The sequence below is a fragment of the Streptomyces sp. NPDC012510 genome, assembly GCF_042955065.1.
Taxonomy (GTDB): Bacteria; Actinomycetota; Actinomycetes; order Streptomycetales; family Streptomycetaceae; genus Streptomyces.
The window spans coordinates 147,581-171,088 of the sequence record NZ_JBIBEN010000017.1 but is presented as its reverse complement, the minus strand read 5'-3'; the positions used below and the strand labels follow the sequence as shown (position 1 = coordinate 171,088).

The 23,508-nt window shown below is 71.3% G+C and carries 24 protein-coding genes and 1 riboswitch; of the genes, 12 read left to right on the top strand and 12 right to left on the bottom strand.

All coding sequences use genetic code 11. The annotated features are described in order from the left end of the window. Nucleotides 1-60: 60 nt before the first annotated feature. The 4 genes from ACFY9I_RS29095 (at nt 61) to ACFY9I_RS29080 (ending at nt 5,730) form a co-directional block, all read left to right on the top strand. Complete coding sequence (locus tag ACFY9I_RS29095; protein WP_391006916.1) at nt 61-987, top strand: ATP-binding cassette domain-containing protein; 927 nt, start codon at nt 61-63, stop codon at nt 985-987. Beyond that, a complete protein-coding gene (locus ACFY9I_RS29090; protein WP_391006914.1) occupies nt 959-3,043 on the top strand; it encodes a YhgE/Pip family protein in 2,085 nt (694 codons plus the stop codon). Before ACFY9I_RS29095 ends, ACFY9I_RS29090 begins: the two co-directional genes overlap by 29 nt. 53 nt (nt 3,044-3,096) lie before the next feature. Further along, on the top strand, nt 3,097-3,729 hold the full coding sequence (locus tag ACFY9I_RS29085; RefSeq protein WP_391006912.1) for a TetR family transcriptional regulator: 633 nt from the start codon (nt 3,097-3,099) through the stop codon (nt 3,727-3,729). Nucleotides 3,730-4,197: 468 nt separating this feature from the next. Then, on the top strand, nt 4,198-5,730 hold the full coding sequence (locus ACFY9I_RS29080; RefSeq protein ID WP_391006911.1) for an FAD-dependent oxidoreductase: 1,533 nt from the start codon (nt 4,198-4,200) through the stop codon (nt 5,728-5,730). A gap of 25 nt (nt 5,731-5,755) precedes the next feature. Here ACFY9I_RS29080 and ACFY9I_RS29075 read toward each other — a convergent pair whose 3' ends face one another. The 6 genes from ACFY9I_RS29075 to ACFY9I_RS29050 form a co-directional block, all read right to left on the bottom strand. Then, the gene (locus ACFY9I_RS29075; RefSeq protein ID WP_391006909.1) at nt 5,756-6,760 is read right to left on the bottom strand and encodes a hypothetical protein; all 1,005 of its coding nucleotides are present in this window, start codon (nt 6,758-6,760) and stop codon (nt 5,756-5,758) included. Between the two features lie 56 nt (nt 6,761-6,816). Beyond that, a complete protein-coding gene (gene metF / locus ACFY9I_RS29070; RefSeq protein WP_391006907.1) occupies nt 6,817-7,740 on the bottom strand; it encodes a methylenetetrahydrofolate reductase [NAD(P)H] in 924 nt (307 codons plus the stop codon). 140 nt (nt 7,741-7,880) lie between these two features. Beyond that, a complete protein-coding gene (gene thiE / locus ACFY9I_RS29065) occupies nt 7,881-8,525 on the bottom strand; it encodes a thiamine phosphate synthase (protein ID WP_391006905.1) in 645 nt (214 codons plus the stop codon). 117 nt (nt 8,526-8,642) lie between these two features. Then, nucleotides 8,643-9,008, bottom strand: a complete 366-nt coding sequence (locus ACFY9I_RS29060; protein WP_338898755.1) for an Rv2175c family DNA-binding protein — start codon at nt 9,006-9,008, stop codon at nt 8,643-8,645. A gap of 111 nt (nt 9,009-9,119) precedes the next feature. After that, the gene (locus tag ACFY9I_RS29055; protein ID WP_391006903.1) at nt 9,120-10,352 is read right to left on the bottom strand and encodes an FAD-dependent oxidoreductase; all 1,233 of its coding nucleotides are present in this window, start codon (nt 10,350-10,352) and stop codon (nt 9,120-9,122) included. Nucleotides 10,353-10,384: 32 nt separating this feature from the next. After that, the gene (locus tag ACFY9I_RS29050) at nt 10,385-10,735 is read right to left on the bottom strand and encodes a hypothetical protein (RefSeq protein WP_391006902.1); all 351 of its coding nucleotides are present in this window, start codon (nt 10,733-10,735) and stop codon (nt 10,385-10,387) included. Nucleotides 10,736-10,787: 52 nt separating this feature from the next. Next, a riboswitch (TPP riboswitch) is annotated at nt 10,788-10,899 on the top strand. Here ACFY9I_RS29050 and thiO point away from each other — a divergent pair. From thiO to ACFY9I_RS29025, 5 genes are all read left to right on the top strand, one after another. Further along, nucleotides 10,897-12,072, top strand: coding sequence for a glycine oxidase ThiO (thiO, locus tag ACFY9I_RS29045; RefSeq protein WP_391006900.1), 1,176 nt, complete (start codon nt 10,897-10,899; stop codon nt 12,070-12,072). (Overlaps the previous riboswitch by 3 nt.) A gap of 14 nt (nt 12,073-12,086) precedes the next feature. Beyond that, complete coding sequence (thiS, locus tag ACFY9I_RS29040) at nt 12,087-12,287, top strand: sulfur carrier protein ThiS (protein ID WP_391007008.1); 201 nt, start codon at nt 12,087-12,089, stop codon at nt 12,285-12,287. A 3-nt stretch (nt 12,288-12,290) separates the two neighbouring features. Next, a complete protein-coding gene (locus tag ACFY9I_RS29035; protein ID WP_391006898.1) occupies nt 12,291-13,085 on the top strand; it encodes a thiazole synthase in 795 nt (264 codons plus the stop codon). A gap of 140 nt (nt 13,086-13,225) precedes the next feature. Further along, nucleotides 13,226-15,145 (top strand): Stk1 family PASTA domain-containing Ser/Thr kinase, encoded by a 1,920-nt coding sequence (pknB, locus tag ACFY9I_RS29030; RefSeq protein ID WP_391006896.1) that lies wholly within the window; start codon nt 13,226-13,228, stop codon nt 15,143-15,145. Between the two features lie 412 nt (nt 15,146-15,557). Next, the gene (locus ACFY9I_RS29025; protein ID WP_391007006.1) at nt 15,558-16,388 is read left to right on the top strand and encodes a deoxyribonuclease IV; all 831 of its coding nucleotides are present in this window, start codon (nt 15,558-15,560) and stop codon (nt 16,386-16,388) included. Between the two features lie 12 nt (nt 16,389-16,400). Here ACFY9I_RS29025 and ACFY9I_RS29020 read toward each other — a convergent pair whose 3' ends face one another. Both ACFY9I_RS29020 and ACFY9I_RS29015 read right to left on the bottom strand, forming a co-directional pair. Beyond that, the gene (locus ACFY9I_RS29020) at nt 16,401-16,676 is read right to left on the bottom strand and encodes a hypothetical protein (protein WP_391006895.1); all 276 of its coding nucleotides are present in this window, start codon (nt 16,674-16,676) and stop codon (nt 16,401-16,403) included. Between the two features lie 54 nt (nt 16,677-16,730). After that, nucleotides 16,731-17,378 carry a molybdopterin-dependent oxidoreductase gene (locus ACFY9I_RS29015; protein ID WP_391006893.1) on the bottom strand — a complete coding sequence of 216 codons (648 nt, stop codon included), beginning with the start codon at nt 17,376-17,378 and terminating at the stop codon, nt 16,731-16,733. A gap of 174 nt (nt 17,379-17,552) precedes the next feature. On the opposite strand from ACFY9I_RS29015, the gene bfr reads away from it, so the two are divergent. Beyond that, nucleotides 17,553-18,032, top strand: a complete 480-nt coding sequence (gene bfr, locus ACFY9I_RS29010; protein ID WP_391006891.1) for a bacterioferritin — start codon at nt 17,553-17,555, stop codon at nt 18,030-18,032. Nucleotide 18,033: 1 nt separating this feature from the next. On the opposite strand, the gene ACFY9I_RS29005 is transcribed toward bfr, so the two are convergent. The 3 genes from ACFY9I_RS29005 to ACFY9I_RS28995 all read right to left on the bottom strand — a co-directional run bounded on the left by ACFY9I_RS29005 (nt 18,034) and on the right by ACFY9I_RS28995 (nt 20,148). Beyond that, nucleotides 18,034-18,267, bottom strand: coding sequence for a (2Fe-2S)-binding protein (locus ACFY9I_RS29005; protein ID WP_391006889.1), 234 nt, complete (start codon nt 18,265-18,267; stop codon nt 18,034-18,036). A 163-nt stretch (nt 18,268-18,430) separates the two neighbouring features. Further along, nucleotides 18,431-19,780 carry a class II 3-deoxy-7-phosphoheptulonate synthase gene (locus ACFY9I_RS29000; RefSeq protein WP_391006887.1) on the bottom strand — a complete coding sequence of 450 codons (1,350 nt, stop codon included), beginning with the start codon at nt 19,778-19,780 and terminating at the stop codon, nt 18,431-18,433. A 107-nt stretch (nt 19,781-19,887) separates the two neighbouring features. Continuing rightward, the gene (locus tag ACFY9I_RS28995; protein WP_391007014.1) at nt 19,888-20,148 is read right to left on the bottom strand and encodes a hypothetical protein; all 261 of its coding nucleotides are present in this window, start codon (nt 20,146-20,148) and stop codon (nt 19,888-19,890) included. Between ACFY9I_RS28995 and ACFY9I_RS28990 the strand changes: the two genes are divergently transcribed. Both ACFY9I_RS28990 and ACFY9I_RS28985 read left to right on the top strand, forming a co-directional pair. Next, complete coding sequence (locus ACFY9I_RS28990; protein WP_352173385.1) at nt 20,137-20,193, top strand: trp operon leader peptide; 57 nt, start codon at nt 20,137-20,139, stop codon at nt 20,191-20,193. The two genes, ACFY9I_RS28995 and ACFY9I_RS28990, sit on opposite strands and share 12 nt — an antisense overlap. 118 nt (nt 20,194-20,311) lie before the next feature. Further along, nucleotides 20,312-22,177, top strand: coding sequence for a chorismate-binding protein (locus ACFY9I_RS28985; protein WP_391006885.1), 1,866 nt, complete (start codon nt 20,312-20,314; stop codon nt 22,175-22,177). Nucleotides 22,178-22,457: 280 nt separating this feature from the next. Here the strand turns inward: ACFY9I_RS28985 and ACFY9I_RS28980 are convergent, their stop codons facing one another. After that, nucleotides 22,458-23,486 carry an ATP-dependent 6-phosphofructokinase gene (locus tag ACFY9I_RS28980; RefSeq protein ID WP_391006883.1) on the bottom strand — a complete coding sequence of 343 codons (1,029 nt, stop codon included), beginning with the start codon at nt 23,484-23,486 and terminating at the stop codon, nt 22,458-22,460. Nucleotides 23,487-23,508 lie beyond the last annotated feature (22 nt).

Genomic DNA, 23,508 nt, shown 5'->3' with positions numbered 1-23,508 from the left:
AGGTTCGGAGTAGTTTTTGCACTGACCAGTCAGTTCAATTCTGTGGAGAGGTCTCGTGGCATGGGAGAGCCAGCGGAGCCGGACGCCGGGCAGGGGGTGGCCGTCGGCGTACCCGTCGGCGCCGAGGACTTCGGGCTCAAGGGACCGCGCGGCTGGGCGTTCCGGGGTGTCGGGTTCGGCGCTGAGGCCGGTTCGCTGGTGGCGGTCGAGGGGCCGTCCGGGTCGGGCCGGACCTGCCTGCTGCTCGCCCTCACCGGCCGGATGAGGCCGAGCGAGGGCCACGCCACGGTCGGCTCTCTCCGGCTGCCGAAACGGATGGCGGCCGTCCGCAGGATCAGCGCCCTCGCCCACGTCCCCGGGGTGACCGACCTCGACCCGGCTCTGACCGTCGGGGAGCACCTACGCGAACGGGCGCTGCTGCGGCGGCGTTTCGACGGTTCCCTGCGCGGGCTGCTGCGGCCCCGGGCCGAGCGCGCCGCCGAGGCCGAGGACCGGGTCGAGGCCGCCTTGAGCGCCGCCGGGCTCGACCTCGAGGCGCTGCCCAAGGGAGCCAGGACCGCCGTACGGGACCTGGACCGGCTGGAGGCCGTGCGGCTGTCCGTCGCCCTGGCCCTCGTCGGCCGGCCCCGACTGCTCGGCGTCGACGACATCGACCTCAAGCTCTCCGACGCCGAACGGGCCGAGGTGTGGGCCCTGTTGAAATCCCTCACCGGGTCCGGGATCACGATCGTGGCGGTGTGCAGCGAGGCCCCGGAGGGGGCCGTCGTCGTGTCGACTGCGCCGGCCGGAGCACCACGCGCGCGTGAGGACGCGCACGAAGCCCCTGAGCCCGACAGCGACCCCGACAGTGGCCCCGACGCCGACCCCGACCGCGCCCCCCACGGCGACGAGGGTGACAGCGACGAGGACGTCAACGACAAGGCAGTCGTCGACAAGGACAAGGACAAGGAGACGGCCGATGCGCTCGCCCAGGCTCGCCGCGCTTGAGCTCAGGCGGTTCGGCCGGGGGAAGCTGCCCCGGGCCGCGCTGGTCTCGCTCCTGCTGCTGCCGTTGCTCTACGGCGCCCTGTACCTGTGGTCGTTCTGGGACCCGTACGGCCGTCTCGACCGTATCCCCGTGGCGTTGGTCAACGACGACAAGGGCGCGTCGGTCGGCGAGGAGAGGCTGACGGCCGGTGAGGACATAGCGAAGGGGCTGCGGGACAGCGACACCTTCGAGTGGCACCGGGTGAGCGCCGCCGAGGCCCGGAAGGGTGTCGAGGACGGTACGTACTATCTGTCGCTGACGATGCCGAAGGACTTCAGCGAGCGGATCGCGTCCAGCTCCGGGGACGTACCGGAGGCGGGCGCCCTCCAGGTGCGGACGAACGACGCGAACAACTACATCGTCGGGCAGATCTCCCGGACGGTGTTCTCGGAGGTGCGGACGGCGGCGTCGACGAAGGCCTCGCGGTCGTTCCTGGACCGGATCTTCATCTCGTTCTCCGGCATCCACGACGAGACCCAGAAGGCGGCGGACGGCGCCGACGACCTCAAGGGCGGCATCGACAAGGCGGAGAAGGGCTCCAAGGACCTCGCGGACGGGCTGAAGGAGGCCAAGGAGGGCAGCGGGAAGCTGTCCGGTGGCCTCAAGGACCTGGACGAGGGCGCGGGCGATCTGGAGGACGGGGCCCAGCAGGTCGCGGACGGCACCGGCAAGCTCGCCGACAAGGTCGGCGGCGCGGCGGACCGGGTGCGGCCCTTCCTCGACGAGAACGGCGACACGATCGCCGACACCGCCACCCTGGTCGCCGACTCGGCGGCCACGATCCGCGCACACCTCGACGCGTTCGTCACGACGGCGCCGGCCGCCGCGACCGGCACCCGCGCCGCCTCCGACACCCTGGACGAGGTGTACGAACGGCGCTGCGAGAAGGCCGAACTGCCGGACGCGGCCTGCGCGGACCTGAAGAAGGCAAAGGACGCGGCGGCGGAGGCGGCGGTGCTCGCCGAGGACGTCGACACCGTGGTGAAGAACTACGACGGTGACATGAAGGCGTTCGACAAGGACCTGGAGACCCTGGAGAAGCAGGCCCGCGCCCTCGCGAAGGCGGCCCCCACCCTCTCCGGGGACCTCGACGACGCCGTCGCCAAGGTGAACGCGCTCGACAAGGGCGCCGCACAGGTCGCCAAGGGAGCCAAGACCCTGCACACCGGCCTCGGCACGGCCAAGACGGGCGCGGAGACCCTCGACACGGGCGTCGGCGACCTGAAGACGGGCGCGAACAGCCTCAAGGGCGGCATGTTCAAGCTGGCCGACGGCTCCGGGAAGCTCGCGGGCGGGCTGCACGACGGGGCCGAGCGGATCCCCGACTACGACCGGCGGGACCGTGACCGGCGCACCGAAGTGATGGCCGATCCCGTCCAGTTGGCCAGCCGGGACCTGCACAAGGCGCCCAACTACGGCACCGGGTTCGCCCCGTACTTCATCCCGCTGTCCCTGTGGGTGGGCGCGATGGTGGCGTACATGCTGATCCAGCCGCTCAACCGGCGTGCTCTCGCGACGGGTGGGTCGGCGTGGCGGATCGCGCTGGCGGGATGGCTGCCGGTGGCCGTCCTGGGCGTGCTTCAGACGGCGGCTCTGATGGCGGTCCTGCACTGGGCGGTCGGGCTGGAGATGGTGCGGGCGGCCGGGACGGTGGGCTTCCTGTTCCTGGTGTCGGCGTGCTTCGCGGCGATCGTCCAGTGGCTCAACGCGCGCTTCGGGGCGGCGGGCCGGATCCTCGTCCTCGCCTTCCTGATGCTTCAGTTGACGTCCGCGGGCGGCACCTATCCCGTGCAGACCAGCCCGGACTTCTTCAACGCTGTCCATCCCTTCCTGCCGATGAGCCACGTCGTCGACGCCCTGCGCAGGCTCATCACCGGCGGCGGCCTCGGTCCGGTGTGGCAGGCGTGCGCGGTGCTGGTGGCCTTCACTGCCGGCGCGCTCGCGCTGACCGCCCTGTCCGCCCGCCGCAAGCAGGTGTGGACCCTGGACCGGCTGCACCCGGAGCTGAGTCTGTGAGCGAGCGAGCAACAGTGCCCGCACACCGCGAGGTTCCTGTGACAATCAGGGCCATGGAAAGCAGCAACGCCCCCGGCGGCGCAGGCGGGGGCCGCCGCGAGGCGACCCGGCAGAAACTCTACGAAGCGGCCGTCACCCTCATCGCGGAGCAGGGGTTCTCCGCCACCACGGTGGACGAGATCGCCGAGCGCGCCGGTGTCGCCAAGGGCACGGTCTACTACAACTTCGCGAGCAAGTCGGTCCTCTTCGAGGAGCTGCTGCGGCACGGCGTGGGACTCCTCACCGCCTCCCTCCGCGAGGCGGCCGAGCGGACCGCCGGGGAGGGCGGCTCCCGGGTCGACTCCCTGGACGCGATGATCCGGGCCGGACTCGTCTTCATCGACCGCTACCCGTCCTTCACCCAGCTCTACGTCGCCGAGCTGTGGCGCACCAACCGCGCTTGGCAGTCCACGCTGATGGTGGTCCGGCAGGAGGCGGTCGCGGTCGTCGAGGACGTGCTCCGCGAGGGCGTCGAGCGGGGTGAGCTGAGCGAGGAGATCGACGTCGGTCTGACGGCGGCGGCCCTGGTCGGCATGGTCCTGGTGGCCGCCCTGGACTGGAAGGCCTTCCAGCCCGAGCGCTCCCTCGACGACGTCCACGCGGCGCTCTCCCGACTGCTGCAAGGGCGGGTGAGCGGACACCGCTGACGGGGCCGGCACACGTACACGGACAAGAGCGCCGGTCCGAACTGGCCGCGTCCCCCGCGGGCCACCTCGAACCGGCGCTTCCCCGTTCCCCCCGTTCCCCCGTGCCTCGCTCCCGCCGACTCTCGTCGACGGAAGGAGCGGTGCGGGGCGCGAACCGTTCCGCCGCCCCGTGTCGGCGGTACCGGAGCCGTGCCCCCTTCCCGTGCCTCCACCCTCTCGTTCGCGCAGGTCGCAGCCCATCCGCGCGCGTACTCATCTCATCGGCTGAGTACGGATACTCAGCACTGCGCACTCAGCCCCAGGACACGTTGTTGCCGACTGGTGACGATCGCGTCCGCGCACGTACTCCCCGCAAGGCGGCACGCCGCTCCCACGCCCCGCAAGGCGGCGCGCCGCTCGGACTCCCCGCAAGGCGGGCACGGCCACCGCACGGGGCGCGGGGAAGCGGCGGCCGATAAGGTCGCTGCCATGGCGAGAATCGCGGTGATCGGTGCCGGCCTCGGCGCCATGGCAGCCGCCGCCCGGCTGGCCGTGGCGGGCCACCGCGTGGTGGTGTACGAGAGCACGGCGACCTACGGCGGAGCCGTGGGTCGCTTCGAGCGCGACGGCTTCGTGTTCGACACGGGCCCCGCCCTGCTCCCGCTGCCCGCCGTCTACCGCGATCTGTTCCTCAAGACCGGCAAGGAGCCGCTGGAGAAGTGCGTCGACCTGGTCCAGGTCGACCCGGCGGCCCGCCATGTCTTCGCCGACGGTACGGACCTGTCGCTGCCGAACGCCTCACGCGCCGGCGTGGTCGCCGCCCTGAACACCGCGCTCGGCTCGGGCGCGGGCGACCGCTGGGGCGACTTCCTGGTGCGCGCCCGCGAGGCCTGGGACCGCACCCGGCGTCCCCTCCTGGAAGAGCCGCTGTGGCCCGACTGGAAGGTCCTCGCCGAGCGCGAGCCCTACCCCTCGGTGCCGCACAAGCGGCTGCTGCGCACCCGCCGCGCCCGCACCCTCGCCGAGGTCGGCGCCTGGGAGCTGCGCGACCCCCGGCTCACGGCCCTGCTGGAGAGTTACGCCCTCGCGTACGGGCTGGATCCCAGGAACATCCCGGCGAGCGCGGCGGTCCTGCCGTACATGGAGCACGCCTTCGGGACCTGGTACGTGCGGGGCGGGCTCAGGGAGTTGGCGCGGGCGCTGTACGAGCGGTGCCTGGCCCGGAAGGTCGAGTTCGTCTTCGGCGCCGAGGTCACGGGGATCGTCGAAAGAGACGGCCGGGCGGCCGGTGTGGAGCTCGCGGCCGAGGTGGACACCGGGGACCGCGCGGTGACGGAGGCGGACCACGTCGTCGCGGGCATCGATCCGGTGAGGCTGGGCGGCCTGACGGAGACAGCCGTCCAGGGCGACGGGGACGTGCGGCCGGACCCGGGGTCACCGCGCTCCGGCCGGCTGACCGTGCTGCTGGCCCTGCGCGGCGCCCGCGAGGCCGGCGCGGCGCACCGGACGGTCGTGCACGCGCCGGACCGGGAGGCGGAGTTGGACTTCCTGAGCCACCTGCGCGAGACCGACGACCCCGTGGCTCTCACCGTGACGGTGCTGCGCCCGGACGACCCCGCGCTGCGCCCGGACGAGGAGCACGAGTCGGTGGTCGTCTCGGCGGCGGTGCCGACCCACATCGACTGGTCGGCGGGCGACATCGCCGAGCGGTGCGCGCGGTCGCTGGTCGGCGCCGCCGAGGCAGCCGTGCCCGGCCTGCGGGAGCGGCTGCTGTGGCGCGAGGTGCGCACGCCCGCGGACACGGCCAGGGAGACGGGTGCCGACGGCGGGGCCGTCCCCGCGCCGGCGCTGGCCGCGGCCGACGGCCGTTTCCTGCACCCGTCCAACGCGTCCCGCGTGCCCGGGCTCCATCTGGTCGGCGGCTGGTCCCATCCGGGCGGCGGCCTCCCGCACGCGGGGATGTCGGGGGCGCTGGTGGCGGGACTGATCGTGGAAGGTCCGGACTTCCGCGGCTCACAGTGAGCGGTGAGCCGCCGCCGACGGCGGTTCAGAAACGGTACTGCTGCTCGTCGTAGCCGTTCTGGCCGTTGCTGTTCTGGCCGTTGCCGTTCTGGCCGTTGCCGTTCTGGCCGTTGCCGTTCTCCTGCTGCGGGTACGACTGCTCCGACGGAAGTCCGTTGCCGAACGGGTCGAAGGTGTCGTCGGTGTTGCGCTGCTGCGGGACCCAGACGCCGCCGGGCGGGGTATCCCCGCCGTAACCCCCGTTGCCGTACTGGTCCTGCCCGTAGCCCTGTTGACCGTATCCCTGCTGGCCGTAGGACTGGTCGTAGGAGGCGGTGGCGTCGTACGTCTGTGTGCCGATGTACGGGTCGGAGTAGGCCGCGTACTGCTGCTGGGCCTGGTCGTAGCCGTAACTCTGCTGGTCGTAGCCGTAGTAGGCGAAGGCCTCGTCCTGCGTGGACCGGTCGGCGGTCTCGTGGGGCTGTCCGGGGGCGCCCGCGTAGTGGTTGCCGTCTCCGTAGACGCCGTAGGTGCTGGTGTCGTCGGGCATGGGCTCCGGGGAGTAGACGGTGGTCGTCTCCGCCGCGGCGGGCGTGGACCGGCGGCGGACGAACACGTCGTCGTCGCGGTCGTCGTGGTCCAGCGGATCGTCGGCCCGGTGGTACGTCCCGCCGGGCGTGGACTCCAGGTCGGTGACCTCCGGGCTCGGGTCCTGGCTCTCCGGTTCGCCGCGTCGCCGCTTCTTGCCGGCCTTGGCGAGCTTGCCGGGCCTGTCGCCGTCCTCGCCCTCACCGGACCGCGGGCGGACGGCCCAGCCGGCCTCGAAGCCGCGGCGGAACGACAGCGTCACATAGGTCTGCCCGGTCGCGAACCCGATCGCGCCCAGCGCGATGACGATCACGTTGGGCATCAGTACGCCGAGGACGACACCGAGGAAACCGACGAAGGCGAGCAGCCGCCAGCGCAAGCGCGCCTTGTACTGCAGCAGCACCTCACCCAGCAGCCACAACGCGACGATGCCGAACGCGATGTAGAGGACCGTCCAGCCCATGTACGCCCCTCTCCCTGTGGCCGCTACGCAGTGTGTCGTACGCGAGTGCGACCGGTCTAGGCCCGTGGTGGATGGTGCAGGCCCAGGTTCTCGTAGATTTCCAGAGTCGCGGTGGAGTTGTTCAGGGTGATGAAGTGAAGCCCGGGGACTCCCTCGTCCAGCAGCCTCGCGCAGAACTCCGTGGCGAACTCGATGCCAATGGAGCGTACAGCGGCCGGATCCTCTTTGGCTGTGACGATCCGCTCTTTCAGGGCGTTCGGGATTGCGGCGTTGCTGAGTTGGGGCAACCGTTCCAGCATCTTCACGCTGGTGACGGGCATGACCTCGGGAATGACCGGGGTCTCACAGCCCGCCTTCGCGACGGCGTCCCTCAGACGCAGGTACGAGTCCGGGTGGAAGAACATCTGGGTGATGGCGTAGTCGGCGCCTGCCCGGCACTTGTCGACGAAGTGCGCCACGTCGCTGTCCCAGTTCGGGGAGCGCGGGTGCATCTCCGGGAAGGCCGCCACGCCCACACAGAAGTCCCCGGACTCCTTGATGAGTTGGACGAGTTCGGCGGCGTACGTCAGGCCTTGCGGATGCGGTACCCACTCGGCCATGGGGTCGCCGGGCGGGTCGCCGCGCACCGCGAGCATGTTGCGGATCCCGGCGTCCGCGTACTGGCCGATGATGTTGCGCAGTTCGGCGATGGAGTGGCTGACCGCGGTGAGGTGGGCGACCGGGGTGAGGGTGGTGTCGGCGGCGATCTGCTCGGTGGCCTTCACCGTGCCGGCCCGGGTGGAGCCTCCGGCGCCGTAAGTCACGGAGACGAAGCTGGGGGCGACCGCCTCGATCCTGCGGAGGGCGTTCCACAGGTTCCGCTCACCCTTCTCCGTCTTGGGCGCCCAGAACTCGAAGGAGTACGTGGTCTTGCCCGTGGCGAGCATGTCGCGCACGGTACGCGCGCGATCCGTCCTGGTGGAGGCGGTTCCTAGGGCCATATCGGCAGATTAGTCAGATCGGGGCCGTCCCCCAACCAGAGCAAGGCCATTTGCCCGTTTTGCCGAGCTGTTGTCCACGCCTTGGACAGCGGTGGAGGGCCATGAGGGGCCATGAGGGGGCCTGAGGGGCCATGGAGGCCCTAGAGGGCGCGCAGCCGCCCGGCGAACTCGGCCGCGGCGGCTCCCGGGTCGTCGGCCTCGGTGATCGCCCGGACGACGACGGCCCGGCGGGCGCCCGCCTCGACCACCTCATCCAGGTTGCCGAGGTCGATGCCACCGATGGCGAACCAGGGGCGGTCGGTGCCGAGGCCGGCGGTGTACCGGACGAGGTCCAGGCCAGGGGCGTGGCGGCCGGGCTTGGTGGGGGTGGGCCAGCAGGGGCCCGTGCAGAAGTAGTCCACGCCCTCCTGGACGGCGGCCGCCGCGGCCTCGGACTCGGAGTGGGTGGAGCGGCCCATGAGAACGCCGTCGCCGAGGATCGCGCGGGCGGCGGGGACCGGGAGGTCTCCCTGGCCGAGGTGCAGGACGTCCGCGCCGATGGCGTGGGCGACGTCCGCGCGGTCGTTGACCGCGAGCAGCGTGCCGTGCCGACGGCACGCGTCCGCGAAGACCTGGAGGTGCTCCAGCTCCTCGGCGGCCTCCATGCCCTTGTCGCGCAGCTGCACGATGTCCACGCCTGAGCCCAGGACCGCGTCCAGGAACTCCGGTAGGTCGCCCTGACGGGTACGGGCGTCCGTGCAGAGGTAGAGCCGGGCGTCGGCGAGCCGGGCGTCGGCGTCGGACATGCGTGGGTCCCCCGTTGGTGGTGGATCGTCGGTGCGGCGTACGGGATCGCGCTCCTCGGGGCGGGCTCCCGTACGCCGTACGGCTGGCGGTGTCGCGGTTCTCTCAGGTGGTTCCGGTCAGACGGCGAGCGCCTGGGCCCGGCGCTTCACCTCCGTGCCGCGATTCTCGCTGAGGGCCTGGGCCGGGGTGCCGGGCAGGCTGGGGTCCGGAGTGAAGAGCCACTCCAGCATCTCTTCGTCGGTGAAGCCGTCGTCCCTCAGGAGGGTCAGGGTGCCGGACAGGCCCTTGACCACCCTGTCCCCGTCGATGAAGGCGGCGGGGACGTGCAGTGCGCGGTTCTCACCACGGCGTACGGCGATGAGCTGGCCTTCCTTCACCAGTTGCCGTACGCGCGTCACCTCGACGTCGAGCATCTCGGCGATGTCGGGGAGGGTCAGCCACGCGGGGACGAGAGCATCGATCTTTGCGTCAATCTCGGTCACGTCTCCAAGACTGCCATCTGCGACTGACACTGGGTAGCCGAGCCGCCTCCGGCGAGGCCGACGGGGCGTACGCCTGCGGCGACACCGCAGGCCCCGCTTCCCGGCACCGGGCTATGCCGTGGCGGCCTTCAGGGGCCTCGACGGATCCCGCAGGAGGGCCGGGTCCATGGGGGTGCCGGCGTCGATCAGGCGGCGGCCCTGGGCCAGGTCGCGGGGGCGGCCCACGGCGAGGAGCGCGATGAGACGGCTGTCGCGGAGCCAGCACACGGACCAGGCGGCACCGGCGGGGTCGCCGCGCCAGAGGGTGGTGTCGGCGAAGGCGTGGTCACCGGCGTACTGGACGAAGCGGCCGAACTGCTCCGACCAGAAGTAGGGAACGGGATCGTAGCGCTCGGGGGCCTCGCCGAGGATGTTCGCGGCGACCGTGCGGGGGCCCTGGAGCGCGTTGTCCCAGTGGTGGACGAGGAGGCGCTGGCCGTACCTGCCCGAAGGGAAGGACGCGCAGTCGCCGACGGCGTAGACGTCGGGCGCGGAGGCGCGCAGGTGATCGTCGGCCACCACCTCGCCGTGCTGCGCGCCGAGCTCGATGCCTGAGCCCTGCAGCCAGGCCGTGGCGGGGCGCGCGCCGATGCCGACCACGACGGCCCCGGCCGGGATCTCGGTGCCGTCGTCCAGGACCACCGTCCCGGGCTCCACACGCTCCACGCGCGCGTGCGTGCGCAGCGTGGTGCCGCTGTCGGCGTACCAGGCGGTCATCGGCGCGGCCACCTCCGCCGGCAGCGCGCCCGCCAGGGGCCGGTCGGCCGCCTCGACGACCGTCACCGCGCACCCCGCCTCCCGCGCGGCCGTCGCGAACTCGGCGCCGATCCAGCCCGCGCCCACCACCACGATGTCGTGCTGCTGCGCCAGCACCGGCCGCAGCCGCTCCGCGTCGTCCAGCGTCCGCAGCAGATGCACTCCGGGCACGCCCTCGGCCCCCGGCAGCCGGATCGGTTCCGCGCCGGTGGCGATGACGAGGACGTCGTACGGGACGGGTCCGGTGGCCGTGTCGAGTTCATGGTCGGCGGGGCGCAGGCCCGACACCTCACGGCCCAGCTGGAGTTCGATGCCGAGCGCCTCGAAGTCGACGTCGAAGGCGGAGCCCTCGGCCTTGCCGAGCAGCACGGCCTTGGACAGCGGTGGCCGGTCGTACGGCTGGTGGGGCTCGGCGCCGATCAGTGTGACGGTGCCGGCGAAGCCCTGTTCGCGCAGGGCGACCGCGGTCTGCACACCGGCCATGCCCGCGCCCACGACGACCACGCGGCGTGCCGGTGACGTGCCCCGTTGTTGCGTCTGCTCGCTCACCTGATCACCATAGACAACTGACTGTTCATCAGTCAGGGGGCATGCTCGGTGACCTGCTCCACAACGCTGCTCCCGGCACCTTCCTGTGACTCCCACTCCCAGGTCTCCTCCAGGCGCACCCGCCCGTCGGGGAGCTCGACCACCGTCGACACGCAGTGCCCCGAGGACGTCGTCCCGTCCCGCTTCAGCTGCACGTACCGGAAGTCCAGCCGGTCGCCGTCCCTGGTGCCCACCAGATGCCCGCGCACGACGTCGCCGCCCGTGTACTCCGCCCAGATCTCACCGTCCTTCTCGTGGTAGGTGAACCGGGTGCGGGTGCCCACCTGACCTGGGGCCTGGTCGGCCACGGGGGCGAGGACGAGACCGTCGAGCGAACGTGCCACGGGTGGAGGCTCCCTTACTGAGACTTACGGCGGCGGGCTAGGGTGGCCAACGTAGAGCACTCGCGGGAGCCCGGACGTACCGGGCTGAGAGGGAGGCTGGCGGCCTCCGACCGTACGAACCTGATCCGGGTCATGCCGGCGAAGGGAGGGGCTGGACGCCCATGTCGCGTACACACACGTCAGACGTCCTCGTCGTGGGGGGCGGAATCATCGGGCTGGTCACGGCGTGGCGGGCCGCCCGGCGCGGGTTGGCCACGGCCGTGGTCGATCCCGAGCCCGGCGGCGGGGCCGCGCAGGTGGCGGCCGGGATGCTCGCCGCCGTGACGGAACTGCACTACGGCGAGCAGACACTGCTGGGGCTCAACCTGGAGTCCGCACGCCGCTACCCCGACTTCGCGGCCGAGCTGACCGAGGAGACGGGCCTCGACCTCGGCTACCGCCGCTCCGGCACGCTCGCCGTGGCACTCGACGCCGACGACCGCGCCCACCTGCGGGAACTGCACACTCTGCAGCGGCGGTCGGGCCTTGAGTCGGAGTGGCTGAGCGGCCGTGACTGCCGCCGTCTGGAGCCGATGCTGGCCCCCGGCGTGCGCGGTGGGCTGCGCGTCGACGGGGACCACCAGATCGACCCGAGGCGGCTGTCCAGGGCCCTCGTCGCGGCCTGCGAGCGCGCCGGGGTGGTGTTCCACCGGACATGGGCTGAGGAACTGTCGGTGGTACGGGCGCGGGCCGCCGGGGTCCGGACCGGTGACGGTGACCGGTTGGCCGCCGGGCAGGTCGTCCTCGCCGCGGGCAGCCTCAGCGCGCGGCTCGCGGGGGTCCCGGAGGAGGTGCTGCCGCCGGTGCGGCCGGTGAAGGGGCAGGTGCTGCGGCTGACCGTGCCGAAGCCCTGTGCGCCCTTCCTGAGCCGGACCGTGCGGGCCGTGGTCCGCGGCGGTCACGTCTACCTGGTGCCGCGCGAGAACGGCGAACTCGTCGTCGGCGCGACCAGCGAGGAGCTGGGCTGGGACACCACGGTGACGGCCGGCGGGGTCTACGAACTGCTGCGCGACGCCCATGAACTCGTCCCCGGGATCACCGAACTCCCGCTCACCGAGACCCGTGCGGGCCTGCGCCCCGCCTCCCCCGACAACGCGCCGCTCCTCGGCCCCACCGCACTCGACGGTCTGCTCCTCGCGACGGGCCACCACCGCAACGGGGTGCTCCTCACCCCGGTCACCGGCGATGTCATGGCCCATGTGCTGACCGCCGGTGAACTGCCGGAGGAGGCCAGGGACTTCACGCCGCTGCGGTTCCGCGCCGGTGTGGCCCGCGCACTCATGGAGCAGCCCGCGTGAGCGCCACCGAGACCCTGAGCATCCTCGTCAACGGGGAGCGGCGGGAGATCGCTCCCGGTACGGCGCTCGACGCGGTCGTACGCGCTCTCACCGCGTCCCCGTCCGGGGTCGCCGCCGCCCTCAACGAAACCGTCGTCCCTCGCGCGCGATGGACGTCCACCGCCCTCTGCGAGGGGGACCGCGTCGAGGTCCTCACCGCCGTCCAAGGAGGCTGATCCATGGCAGACGACCCCTTCGTCCTCGGCGGTACGACCTATTCGTCCCGGCTGATCATGGGCACCGGTGGCGCGGCCGGCCTGGACGTCCTGGAGCGTGCGCTGGTGGCCTCCGGCACGGAGCTGACGACGGTCGCGATGCGCCGGGTGAACGCCTCCGTGCACGGCTCGGTCCTGTCCGTGCTCGACAGGCTGGGCATCCGTGTACTGCCCAACACGGCCGGCTGCTTCACGGCGGGCGAGGCCGTGCTGACCGCCCGTCTCGCGCGCGAGGCGCTCGGCACCTCGCTGGTCAAGTTGGAGGTCATCGCCGACGAGCGGACGCTGCTGCCCGATCCGATCGAGCTGCTCGACGCCGCCGAGACGCTGGTCGACGACGGTTTCACCGTGCTGCCGTACACGAATGACGATCCCGTGCTCGCGCGGAAGCTGGAGGACGTGGGCTGTGCGGCGATCATGCCGCTCGGGTCGCCGATCGGGTCGGGGCTCGGGATCCGCAATCCGCACAACTTCCGGTTGATCGTCGAGCACGCGCGCGTGCCGGTGATCCTCGACGCGGGGGCGGGAACGGCGTCGGACGTCGCGCTCGCGATGGAGCTGGGGTGTGCGGGGGTGATGCTCGCCTCGGCCGTCACCCGGGCGCAGGAGCCGGTGCTGATGGCCGAGGGGATGCGGCACGCGGTGGAGGCGGGACGGCTGGCGTGGCGGGCGGGCCGGATTCCCCGACGGTACTTCGCGGAGGCGTCGTCGCCGGAGGAGGGGATGGCACGGCTGGACCCGGAGCGGCCGGCGTTCTGAGCGGCGCCTCATGGCTCGCAGGACACGGCCCCCGCGCCCCTGAGCCTTGAGACGCCCGACCGTCCCCGACCGGTCACAGCTCTGCTGCAGTCCGCACCGGACGTGATCCGGGGGTCGGTGGCGGCTCGTAGACTCGCTGCGTGGACACGACCCTTCAGGACCCGCTTGTCGGCCGGGTGCTCGACGGCCGGTATCGAGTCGAGGCGCGGATCGCGGTCGGCGGGATGGCCACGGTCTACCGGACCGTGGACACCCGCCTCGACCGCGTGCTCGCGCTCAAGGTGATGCATCCGACGCTGGCCGCGGACCGGATGTTCGTCGAGCGGTTCATCCGTGAGGCCAAGTCGGTGGCGAGGCTGTCGCACCCGAACGTGGTGGGGGTCTACGACCAGGGCACCGACGGCCCGTACGTCTACCTCGCGATGGAGTACGTGGCCGGCTGCACCCTCCGCGACGTGCTGCGTGAGCGCGGCGCGCTGCAGCCCCGGGCGGCGCTGGACATCCTGGAGCCCGTGCTCGCCGCGCTGGGCGCCGCGCACCGCGCCGGGTTCGTGCACCGGGACATGAAGCCGGAGAACGTGCTGATAGGGGACGACGGCCGGGTCAAGGTCGCCGACTTCGGGCTCGTACGGGCCGTGGACACGGTCACCAGCACCACCGGCACCGTCCTCGGCACCGTCTCCTACCTCGCTCCGGAGCAGTTGGAGCACGGCACGACCGACACCCGGGTCGATGTGTACGCGTGCGGCGTGATGCTCTACGAGATGCTCACCGGCGGCAAGCCGCACGCCGGGGACTCCCCCGCACAGGTGCTCTACCACGCACTGCACGTCGACGTGCCCCCGCCGTCGGCCGTCGTTCCGGGGCTGCCGTACGAGCTGGACGAACTGGTCGCCTCGGCGACCGCCCGCAATCCCGAGCTGCGGCCGTACGACGCCGTGGCCCTGCTCGGGCAGACGCTGGACGCACGGGCCGGGCTGAGCGCCGAGCAACTGGACGCGGTGCCGCCCCAGGCGACAGCGGGCGGGCACGACAACGCGGAGGACCGGACGAGCGTGATCCCTCGCTCCCTGTCCCTGCCGCGGTCGGCTCCGGCCGAACCCGACCAGCCGCTGAACCGGACGAGCCGGCTGGAGTCGCCCCCGCCGCCGCCCCGGCGTGCCCGTGACGGCCGAGCGCCCCGGCGTGGGCTGCTCGCGGTCATGGTGGCCGTGCTGCTGGTGTTCGGTGTGGGCGGCGCCGTCTGGTACATCACCTCGGGCCAGTTCACCCGGGTCCCGGCGGTGCTGCAGCAGAGCCAGGCGGACGCGACGAAGCGGCTCCAAGGCGCCGGGCTGGACGTCGATGTCGAGCGCGAGTTCAGCGACACCGTCGAGCGTGGGAAGGTGATCAGCACCGACCCGGCGCCGGGCGAGCGGATCCGGGACAACGACACCGTCATGGTGAGGATCTCCCTGGGTCCGGAGATCGTGGAGGTACCCGATCTGCAGGGTGACCGGCTGGACCTGGCGAAGACCCGGCTGAACAACGACGGGCTGGAACCGGGCGTGGTGACGCGGGAGTTCAGCGAAGAGGTCGTCAAGGGTCAGGTGATCAGCACCGAGCCGGCCTCCGGCACCGAGGTCTCCGCGGGCACGGCCGTCAGGATCGTGGTGAGCCGGGGCGCCCCGGTGACGGTGCCCGAGGTGTCCGGGTCCTCGGTCGAGGACGCCACCGCCGAGTTGGAGGAGGCGGGTCTCAAGGTGAAGACCGCCTCGACCCGGGTCAACTCCGAGTTCGACAAGGGGCTCGTGGCCAAGACCTCCCCGGACCAGGGCAAGCAGGTCGGCGAGGGCGACACCGTCACCCTGACGATCTCCAAGGGGCCCGTGATGGTCGAGGTCCCGGACGTCGTCGGCGACAGCGTCGACGAGGCGACCCAGAGGCTCAAGGCCGCCGGTTTCGAGGTCGAGGAGGACCGGGGCTTCCTGGGACTCTTCGGCGACGAGGTCAAGGGCCAGTCGGTGGACGGCGGCGACACGGCCCCCAAGGGGTCCACGATCACGATCGAGATCGGCTGACCGAGAGCGTCGGACCGTCCTCGGCCGCTCGCGAGCGGCCGAGGACGGTCTCCAGCAGTGCCGTGCCGCGCCGCGCGCCCCCCGTCGGCGGACGAAAGCCAACGACGAAAAGCGCCTACGGCAACGAGCGCCCGGCCCGCAGACGCCGTGGTTGCCGACCACGGCCCCCTGAGGCGCATGCCGCCGGGACCCTGAGCCGCATCCTTCCGGTACCCCGGGCCGCACGACGCCGTAGCTGCCGCCCGGGCTCGCCGAGCCGCATGACACCCTTGGGCCCGTGAGCACTCAGCAGTCCCGGGGTCGCGTCCCCGCCCCCTCCGCCGACCGGCCCTCCCCCACCCCCACCGCCACTCAGCCGGGCCGGCCCGCCGCGGCCCGGCCCGGTCCCTCCCGCAACCCCGTCGGTGGTCATGTGCCCGTGGCCGGAGGGCTGAACTCCGTCGGACTGGCGTACGCCCGTGATCTCAAGGCCGAGACGGTACAGGTCTTCGTGGCCAATCCACGGGGCTGGGCGACGCCCGTCGGGAATCCCCGGCAGGACGAGGAGTTCCGGGCGGCGTGTGCCGAGGAGTCGATTCCCGCGTACGTGCACGCGCCGTACCTGATCAACTTCGGGTCGCACACCGAGGCGACTGTGGAGAAGTCCGTGGAGTCGCTGCGGCATTCGCTGCGCAGGGGCCGGGAGATCGGTGCGCTGGGGGTGGTCGTGCACACCGGAAGCGCGACCGGCGGGCGGGACCGGTCGGTGGCGCTGAAGCAGGTGCGGGAGTATCTGCTGCCGCTGTTGGACGAGCTGACACACGACGACGACCCGTGTCTGCTCCTGGAGTCGACGGCGGGCCAGGGGGCCTCGCTGTGCTCACGCACCTGGGACTTCGGCCCCTACTTCGAGGCGCTGGACGCCCACCCCAAGCTGGGCGTCTGCCTGGACACCTGCCACATCTTCGCGGCGGGACACGACCTGACCGGCCCGAACGGTATGCACCAGACCCTCGACCTGCTGGTGGACACCGTCGGCGAGGGCCGGCTGAAGCTGATCCACGCCAATGACTCCAAGGACGTGGTCGGCGCGCACAAGGACCGCCACGAGAACATCGGCGCCGGTCACATCGGAGAGGACCCGTTCCGCGCGCTCATGACACACCCCGCCACGGCGGGCGTCCCGCTGATCATCGAGACGCCCGGCGGCAAGGAGGGCCACGCGGCGGACGTGGAGCGGCTGAAGAAGCTCAGGGACGGCTGAGGCGCCGGGCGGTCAGTCCTCGTCTTCGAACAGTACGTGGGTCGTGTCGACGAGGTGCACCACGAGCACGATCAGCAGTCCGTCGCTGACGACATACTCGATGGCCATCGTGTGAGTCAGTGCGAGGGAGCGAGTGTTCTCATCACCGGAGAGAGGCGACGAGATCTTGTTACGGGGGTCTGTGGCCAGTATGGCGAGGCCACGCTGGAGCAGCTCACGGCGGTCGTCCGGGAGGCTGTCGCGCACACGCGCCGCAGCCTCCGAGAAGATCACGTTGAACACTGCCATCAGGGGCTCCCCGCACGTTCGGTGGAGTAACGACCACCGAGCCTACCGGCCCGGTCAGAGCTCGGGCCCGTCCCCCGGCTCCTCCTGGTACGAGTACCGCTGTTCCTGCCACGGGTCGCCGATGTTGTGATAGCCGCGTTCCTCCCAGAAGCCGCGGCGGTCGGCGGTCATGTACTCGACACCGCGGACCCATTTGGGGCCCTTCCAGGCGTAGAGGCGGGGGACGACGAGGCGGAGGGGGAAGCCGTGCTCGGCGGTGAGGAGTTCGCCGTCCTTGTGGGTGGCGAAGATCGTGCGGTCGTCGGCGAAGTCGGCCAGGCGGAGGTTGGAGCTGAACCCGTACTCGGCCCAGACCATCACATGGGTGACCTCGGGGGCGGGCGGCGCGGCCCGCAGGATCGTGCGGGCCGGGATGCCACCCCACTCGGCGCCGACCATGCTGAACTTCGTCACGCAGTGCAGATCGGCCACGACCGAGTCGTACGGCAGGGCGGTGAACTCGTCATGGGTCCAGCTGTGTTTCTCGCCGTCGGCGGTGGCGCCGAAGACCCGGAAGTCCCAGCGCTCGGGACGGAACTTGGGGACGGGGCCGTAGTGCGTGACCGGCCAGCCGCGCTGGAGCCGCTGTCCCGGCGGGAGCTGCGGCGACACCGCGTTCTCCGTTGCGCGATCTCCTGATGCGCGTTCCGCCGGCTGACCCATGACTCCATCCTGACAGACCGCGAGTGGTGCACATGACCAGGGTCGACTCGACCCGGGCATTTCGGACTAAGGCTGCACTTACTTACTAAGCTTGCACTTACTGGACGATCTTCGACGGCGGTGCAATCATCGCGGCGCAACCTCCCAGTCCCCCGCTTGGAAGGAGCCTCTGCGATGCAGGGCGACCCCGAGGTCATCGAATTCCTCAACGAGCAGCTGACCGCTGAGCTGACCGCGATCAACCAGTACTTCCTGCACGCGAAGATGCAGGAGAACTTCGGCTGGACCAAGCTCGCGAAGTACACGCGGCACGAGTCGTTCGACGAGATGAAGCACGCGGAGGTGCTCACCGACCGGATCCTCTTCCTGGAGGGCCTGCCGAACTACCAGCGCCTCTTCCACGTCCGCGTGGGCCAGACGGTCAAGGAGATGTTCGAGGCCGACCGGCAGATCGAGGTCGAGGCGATCGACCGCCTCAAGCGCGGCATCGAGGTGATGCGCAACAAGGGCGACATCACGTCCGCCAACATCTTCGAGTCGATCCTCGCGGACGAGGAGCACCACATCGACTACCTCGACACACAGCTGGAGCTGCTGGAGAAGCTCGGCGAGGCGCTCTACATCGCGCAGCTCATCGAGCAGCCGGAGAGCTGAGCTACGCCGCTTCCTCGAGCCCGGTGAGGACCGGCACGCGCCGGTCGGCCGACTCGGGGCGCGGGCAGGCGCCCCTGCCCAGGATCGCCTGGATGCGCCGTACGCACGAACCGCAGTCCGTGCCCGCCTTGCAGGCGGACGCGATCTGGCGCGGGGTGCAGGCGCCGTCCGCCGCGTGCTTCTTGACCTGCTGCTCGGTGACGCCGAAGCAACTGCAGACGAACACGCGGTCCACCTCCCGCCGGGATCGATGAGTGAGGCCGTCCCGATGATCGGTGAGGCTAACCTAACCTTACCCGGCGCATAAGAGCCGCAAAAGTGGAGCGGGGCGCGGATCTCATGTGATCCGCGCCCCACCTCATGCCCCTGTAACAGGCGCATCCACTGTTGATCTCCTACTAGTCCCGGTACAGCTCGGCGACGAGGAACGCCAGGTCCAGGGACTGGCTGCGGTTGAGCCGGGGGTCGCAGGCGGTCTCGTAGCGCTGGTGCAGGTCGTCGACGAAGATCTCGTCGCCGCCGCCCACGCACTCGGTGACGTCGTCACCGGTGAGCTCCACGTGGATGCCGCCCGGGTGGGTGCCCAGACCCTTGTGGACCTCGAAGAAGCCCTTGACCTCGTCGAGCACGTCGTCGAAGCGGCGGGTCTTGTGGCCGGAGGCCGCCTCGAAGGTGTTGCCGTGCATCGGGTCGGTCACCCAGGCCACGGTCGCGCCGGAGGCGGTGACCTTCTCGACCAGCTCGGGCAGCTTGTCGCGGACCTTGTCGGCGCCCATGCGGACGATGAAGGTCAGCCGGCCCGGCTCACGGTCGGGGTCGAGGCGCTCGATGTACTGCAGCGCGTCCTCGGCCGTGGTCGTCGGGCCGAGCTTGATCCCGATCGGGTTGCGGATCTTCGAGGCGAACTCGATGTGCGCGTGGTCGAGCTGACGGGTGCGCTCACCGATCCACACCATGTGCGCGGAGACGTCGTACAGCCGGCCCGTGCGCGAGTCCACGCGGGTCAGCGCCGACTCGTAGTCGAGCAGCAGCGCCTCGTGCGAGGAGAAGAACTCGACGGTGCGGAACTCCTCCGGGTCGGCCCCGCAGGCGTGCATGAAGTTCAGCGCGTTGTCGATCTCGCGGGCGAGCTGCTCGTAGCGCTGGCCGGACGGGGACGACTTCACGAAGTCCTGATTCCAGGCGTGCACCTGGCGCAGGTCGGCGTAACCGCCGGTGGTGAAGGCGCGGACCAGGTTGAGCGTGGAGGCGGAGGCGTGGTACATCCGCTTCAGCCGCTCGGGGTCCGGGACACGGGCCTCTTCGGTGAAGTCGAAGCCGTTGACGGAGTCGCCCCGGTAGGTCGGGAGCGTCACGCCGTCACGGGTCTCGGTCGGCTTGGAGCGGGGCTTGGAGTACTGCCCGGCGATACGGCCGACCTTCACGACCGGCACGGAGGCCGCGTACGTGAGGACCGCACCCATCTGGAGCAGCGTCTTCAGCTTGTTGCGGATGTGGTCGGCCGATACGGCGTCGAAGGCCTCGGCGCAGTCGCCGCCCTGGAGGAGGAACGCCTCTCCCTTGGCGACGGACGCCATCCGGGCGCGCAGCTGGTCGCACTCGCCCGCGAAGACGAGCGGCGGATACGACTCGAGCTCCGCAACGACTGCGCGCAGAGCCTCGGTGTCGGGGTACTCGGGCTGCTGCGCCGCGGGCAGGTCTCGCCAGGTGTTGCCAGCGCTCGCGCTGGACTTAGCGTTCACGGTCACGACGTCCACATTACGGGGTCGTGTCGGGCGTCCATCCCCCTGCTCATCAAGTGAGACGAACCCCGCTCGATCGGAGCGGGGGTCCGTGGACGGAGTGGGTGCGGGCGTCAGTGCAGGTCCATGACCACCGGGTCGGTGAAGCCGACGGCGAAGACCGTGCGCAGCGAGAGGTTGGCCCCGCCCGCGCAGCCGTCACAGGCGTTGCGTCGCTCGTCGGCTGCCTCGACGGCCTCGAACTCTCCGTCGACGGTCGTGTCGCACGGCCTCGGGGCCCGGGTGTCACCGACCCGGGTGCAAGCCGACTGTGGGGTGTCGATCGTGTGAGTTTCCGGCAGTCGTCCGGTAAGGTGCGGCGCATGTTCGCGCATCCGACCCAGAACTGGTGGTGGACCGCTCATCCGGCGGCCCACTGACTGCGCGTACGCACAACTTCGCGAAGGCCGCCCGAGGGGCGGCCTTCGGTGTTTCCAGGGCCCGGCCGTTCCTCCCCGATCACCGCGACGACCGTGATCTCCCAGGGAAGAGGAACCCATGGACCTGACCAGGCTCCCGTACGACGACCGCCCGTTCGCCCTGCTCCGCCGCCGCACACCCGGCATCGACCACGACACGGTGGAGCTGCTGATCGGCCCGGTGACCACGTGCGAACGGCTCGCCGACCTTCCCGACGAGGGGCTGGCGCTCGTGCCCTTCCGGCAGATCCGCGAACGCGGCTTCGACGTCCGCGACGACGGGACGCCCCTGGCGGTCATGGTGCCGCAGGAGCGCTACGAGCTGCCGCTGGACCGGGTCCTCGCCGAGCTGCCCGGGCACGACGTCCGGGTCGGGGGCGGTGGCTTCGACGTGGACGACGAGGAGTACGCGGAGATCGTCGGACGGGTGCTGCGCGAGGAGATCGGGCGGGGCGAGGGCGCGAACTTCGTGATCCGGCGGACGTACGAGGGCGCGATCCCCGGGTTCGGGCGCGCCGACGCGCTCGCACTGTTCCGGCGGCTGCTGGAGGGCGAGCGGGGCGCCTACTGGACGTTCGTGGTCCACACCGGTGAGCGCACGCTGGTGGGCGCCTCGCCCGAGGTGCATGTCCGGATGTCCGGCGGGACGGTCGTGATGAACCCGATCAGCGGGACCTACCGCTACCCGGCCGAGGGGCCCACGCCGGAGGACCTGTTGACCTTCCTCGCCGACGGCAAGGAGATCGAGGAGCTCTCGATGGTCGTCGACGAGGAGCTCAAGATGATGTGCACGGTCGGCGACATGGGCGGGGTCGTGATCGGGCCCCGGCTGAAGGAGATGGCGCACCTCGCGCACACCGAGTACGAGCTGCGCGGGCGGTCGTCGCTGGATGTGCGGGAGGTGCTGAAGGAGACGATGTTCGCCGCGACGGTCACCGGGTCCCCGGTGCAGAACGCGTGCCGGGTGATCGAGCGGCACGAGGTGGGTGGGCGCGGGTACTACGCCGGGGCCCTGGCCCTGCTGGGGCGGGACTCGGGGGGTGCGCAGACCCTGGACTCGCCGATTCTGATCCGTACGGCCGACATCGCCGCGGACGGGCGGCTGAAGGTGCCGGTGGGGGCGACGCTGGTGCGGGGGTCCGATCCGACGGGCGAGGTCGCGGAGACGCATGCCAAGGCCGCGGGCGTGCTGGCGGCGCTGGGGGTACGGCCGGGGCGGCCGGCTCGGGAGCGGGTGCGGGCGGGGCTGGCCGACGATCCCCGGGTGCGGGCGGCGTTGGACGGGCGCCGCGAGTCGTTGGCGCCGTTCTGGCTGCGGATGCGGGAGCGGACGGCCGAGCCGGCCGGGCACGCGCTCGTCGTGGACGCCGAGGACACGTTCACCGCGATGCTCGCGCATCTGCTGCGGTCCTCGGGGCTCGAGGTGACGGTGCGGCGGTACGACGAGCCGGGGCTGCGGGAGGGTGTGCTCGCGCACGAGGGGGTCGTGGTGCTGGGGCCCGGGCCAGGGGATCCGGGGGACCTGCGGGATCCCAGGATGCGGTTTCTGCGAGGGCTGACCGCGGAGGTGGTGCGGGGGCACCGGTACGGGGTGCTCGGGGTGTGTCTCGGGCACGAACTCATCGCGGCGGAGTTGGGGCTGGGGATCGTGCGGAAGGAGGTGCCGTACCAGGGGGCTCAGGTCTCGATCGATCTGTTCGGGAGGAGGGAGACGGTCGGGTTCTACAACAGTTTCGTGGCGTACTGCGACGACGAGGCTGCGGGTGGGCTGGTGGCGCGTGGGGTGGAGGTCAGTCGTGGTGGGCGTGGGGGTGGAGAGGTGCACGCGTTGCGGGGGCCCGGGTTCGCGGGGGTTCAGTTCCATCCTGAGTCCGTGTTGACGTTGGATGGCCTGGGTGTGGTGCGGGAGTTGGTGGCGGGGGTTCGGTCGCTGCGGGCGCTGTAGGGTTCTTCGCCCCCGCCGCCCCTACCCGTCCCGTCCCCAGGGGCTGCGCCCCTTCGACCCCCTTGGGGGCGTCGGGTGTGCGTTCTTCGGGTGCGGGTGGGTGGGGGCTGGTCGCGCAGTTCCCCGCGCCCCTTGAGGGCCTGCGGCCACTCAGGGCGAAAGGCACGGGGCCGCAGCCCCTGCATTTCAGGGGCGCGGGGAACTGCGCGAGCAACCACGAACCACCCGCACCCGCCGACGAACCCGCAACCCCCGAGTTCTTCCGCGCCCCTCCCCCGGGTCAGCCGAAGAAGACTCCGACCTCCTCGTACAGCTTGGGGTCGACGGTCTTCAGCCTGGCCGTGGCGTCGGCGATGGGGACGCGGACGATGTCCGTGCCCCGCAGCGCGACCATCTTGCCGAAGTCGCGGTCGTGGACGGCGTCGATCGCGTGGAGGCCGAACCGGGTGGCGAGCCAGCGGTCGAACGCGGAGGGCGTACCGCCGCGTTGGACATGGCCCAGCACCGTCGTACGGGCCTCCTTGCCCGTCCGCTTCTCGATCTCTTTCGCCAGCCATTCACCCACGCCGGAGAGGCGGACATGACCGAAGGAGTCCAGCGACTCGTCCTTCAGGACCATCTCGCCGTCCTTCGGCATGGCCCCCTCCGCCACCACCACGATCGGCGCGTACGAGGCCTTGAAGCGGGACGTCACCCAGGCGCACACCTTGTCGACGTCGAAGCGCTGTTCGGGGATGAGGATGGCGTTCGCGCCGCCGGCGAGGCCGGAGTGGATGGCGATCCAGCCGGCGTGACGGCCCATCACCTCGACGACGAGGACGCGCATATGGGACTCGGCCGTGGTGTGCAGACGGTCGATCGCCTCCGTCGCGATGCCCACGGCGGTGTCGAAGCCGAAGGTGTAGTCCGTGGCGGAGAGGTCGTTGTCGATGGTCTTGGGGACGCCCACGCAGGGGACGCCGTACTCGTCCGACAGGCGCGCGGCCACTCCCAGCGTGTCCTCGCCGCCGACCGCGACGAGCGCCTCCACCTCCTGTTTGGCGAGATTGTCCTTGATGCGGCGGATGCCGTTCTCCTGCTTGAGGGGGTTGGTGCGCGAGGAGCCGAGGATGGTGCCGCCACGGGGCAGGATGCCGCGTACGGCGGGGATGTCGAGGCGGACGGTGTCGTTCTCCAGCGGTCCCCGCCAGCCGTCCCGGAAGCCGACGAACTCGTAGCCGTACTCCTGCACGCCCTTGCGGACGACGCCACGGATGACGGCGTTGAGTCCGGGGCAGTCGCCGCCTCCGGTCAGTACTCCGACGCGCATGGAAATGTCCCTTCGCCGCGGT

Coding starts and splice junctions, on each gene's coding strand:
- thiE (WP_391006905.1), bottom strand. CDS start 8,525: ATGTCCGACGCCGACGCCCGGCTCGCCGACGCCCGGCTCTACCTCTGC.
- ACFY9I_RS28980 (WP_391006883.1), bottom strand. CDS start 23,486: ATGCGCGTCGGAGTACTGACCGGAGGCGGCGACTGCCCCGGACTCAAC.
- ACFY9I_RS29035 (WP_391006898.1), top strand. CDS start 12,291: ATGGCAGACGACCCCTTCGTCCTCGGCGGTACGACCTATTCGTCCCGG.
- ACFY9I_RS29020 (WP_391006895.1), bottom strand. CDS start 16,676: ATGGCAGTGTTCAACGTGATCTTCTCGGAGGCTGCGGCGCGTGTGCGC.
- metF (WP_391006907.1), bottom strand. CDS start 7,740: ATGGCCCTAGGAACCGCCTCCACCAGGACGGATCGCGCGCGTACCGTG.
- thiO (WP_391006900.1), top strand. CDS start 10,897: ATGTCGCGTACACACACGTCAGACGTCCTCGTCGTGGGGGGCGGAATC.
- ACFY9I_RS29085 (WP_391006912.1), top strand. CDS start 3,097: ATGGAAAGCAGCAACGCCCCCGGCGGCGCAGGCGGGGGCCGCCGCGAG.
- ACFY9I_RS29095 (WP_391006916.1), top strand. CDS start 61: ATGGGAGAGCCAGCGGAGCCGGACGCCGGGCAGGGGGTGGCCGTCGGC.
- ACFY9I_RS29090 (WP_391006914.1), top strand. CDS start 959: ATGCGCTCGCCCAGGCTCGCCGCGCTTGAGCTCAGGCGGTTCGGCCGG.
- ACFY9I_RS29075 (WP_391006909.1), bottom strand. CDS start 6,760: ATGGGCTGGACGGTCCTCTACATCGCGTTCGGCATCGTCGCGTTGTGG.
- bfr (WP_391006891.1), top strand. CDS start 17,553: ATGCAGGGCGACCCCGAGGTCATCGAATTCCTCAACGAGCAGCTGACC.
- ACFY9I_RS28985 (WP_391006885.1), top strand. CDS start 20,312: ATGGACCTGACCAGGCTCCCGTACGACGACCGCCCGTTCGCCCTGCTC.
- ACFY9I_RS29015 (WP_391006893.1), bottom strand. CDS start 17,378: ATGGGTCAGCCGGCGGAACGCGCATCAGGAGATCGCGCAACGGAGAAC.
- ACFY9I_RS29080 (WP_391006911.1), top strand. CDS start 4,198: ATGGCGAGAATCGCGGTGATCGGTGCCGGCCTCGGCGCCATGGCAGCC.
- ACFY9I_RS28995 (WP_391007014.1), bottom strand. CDS start 20,148: ATGCGCGAACATGCGCCGCACCTTACCGGACGACTGCCGGAAACTCAC.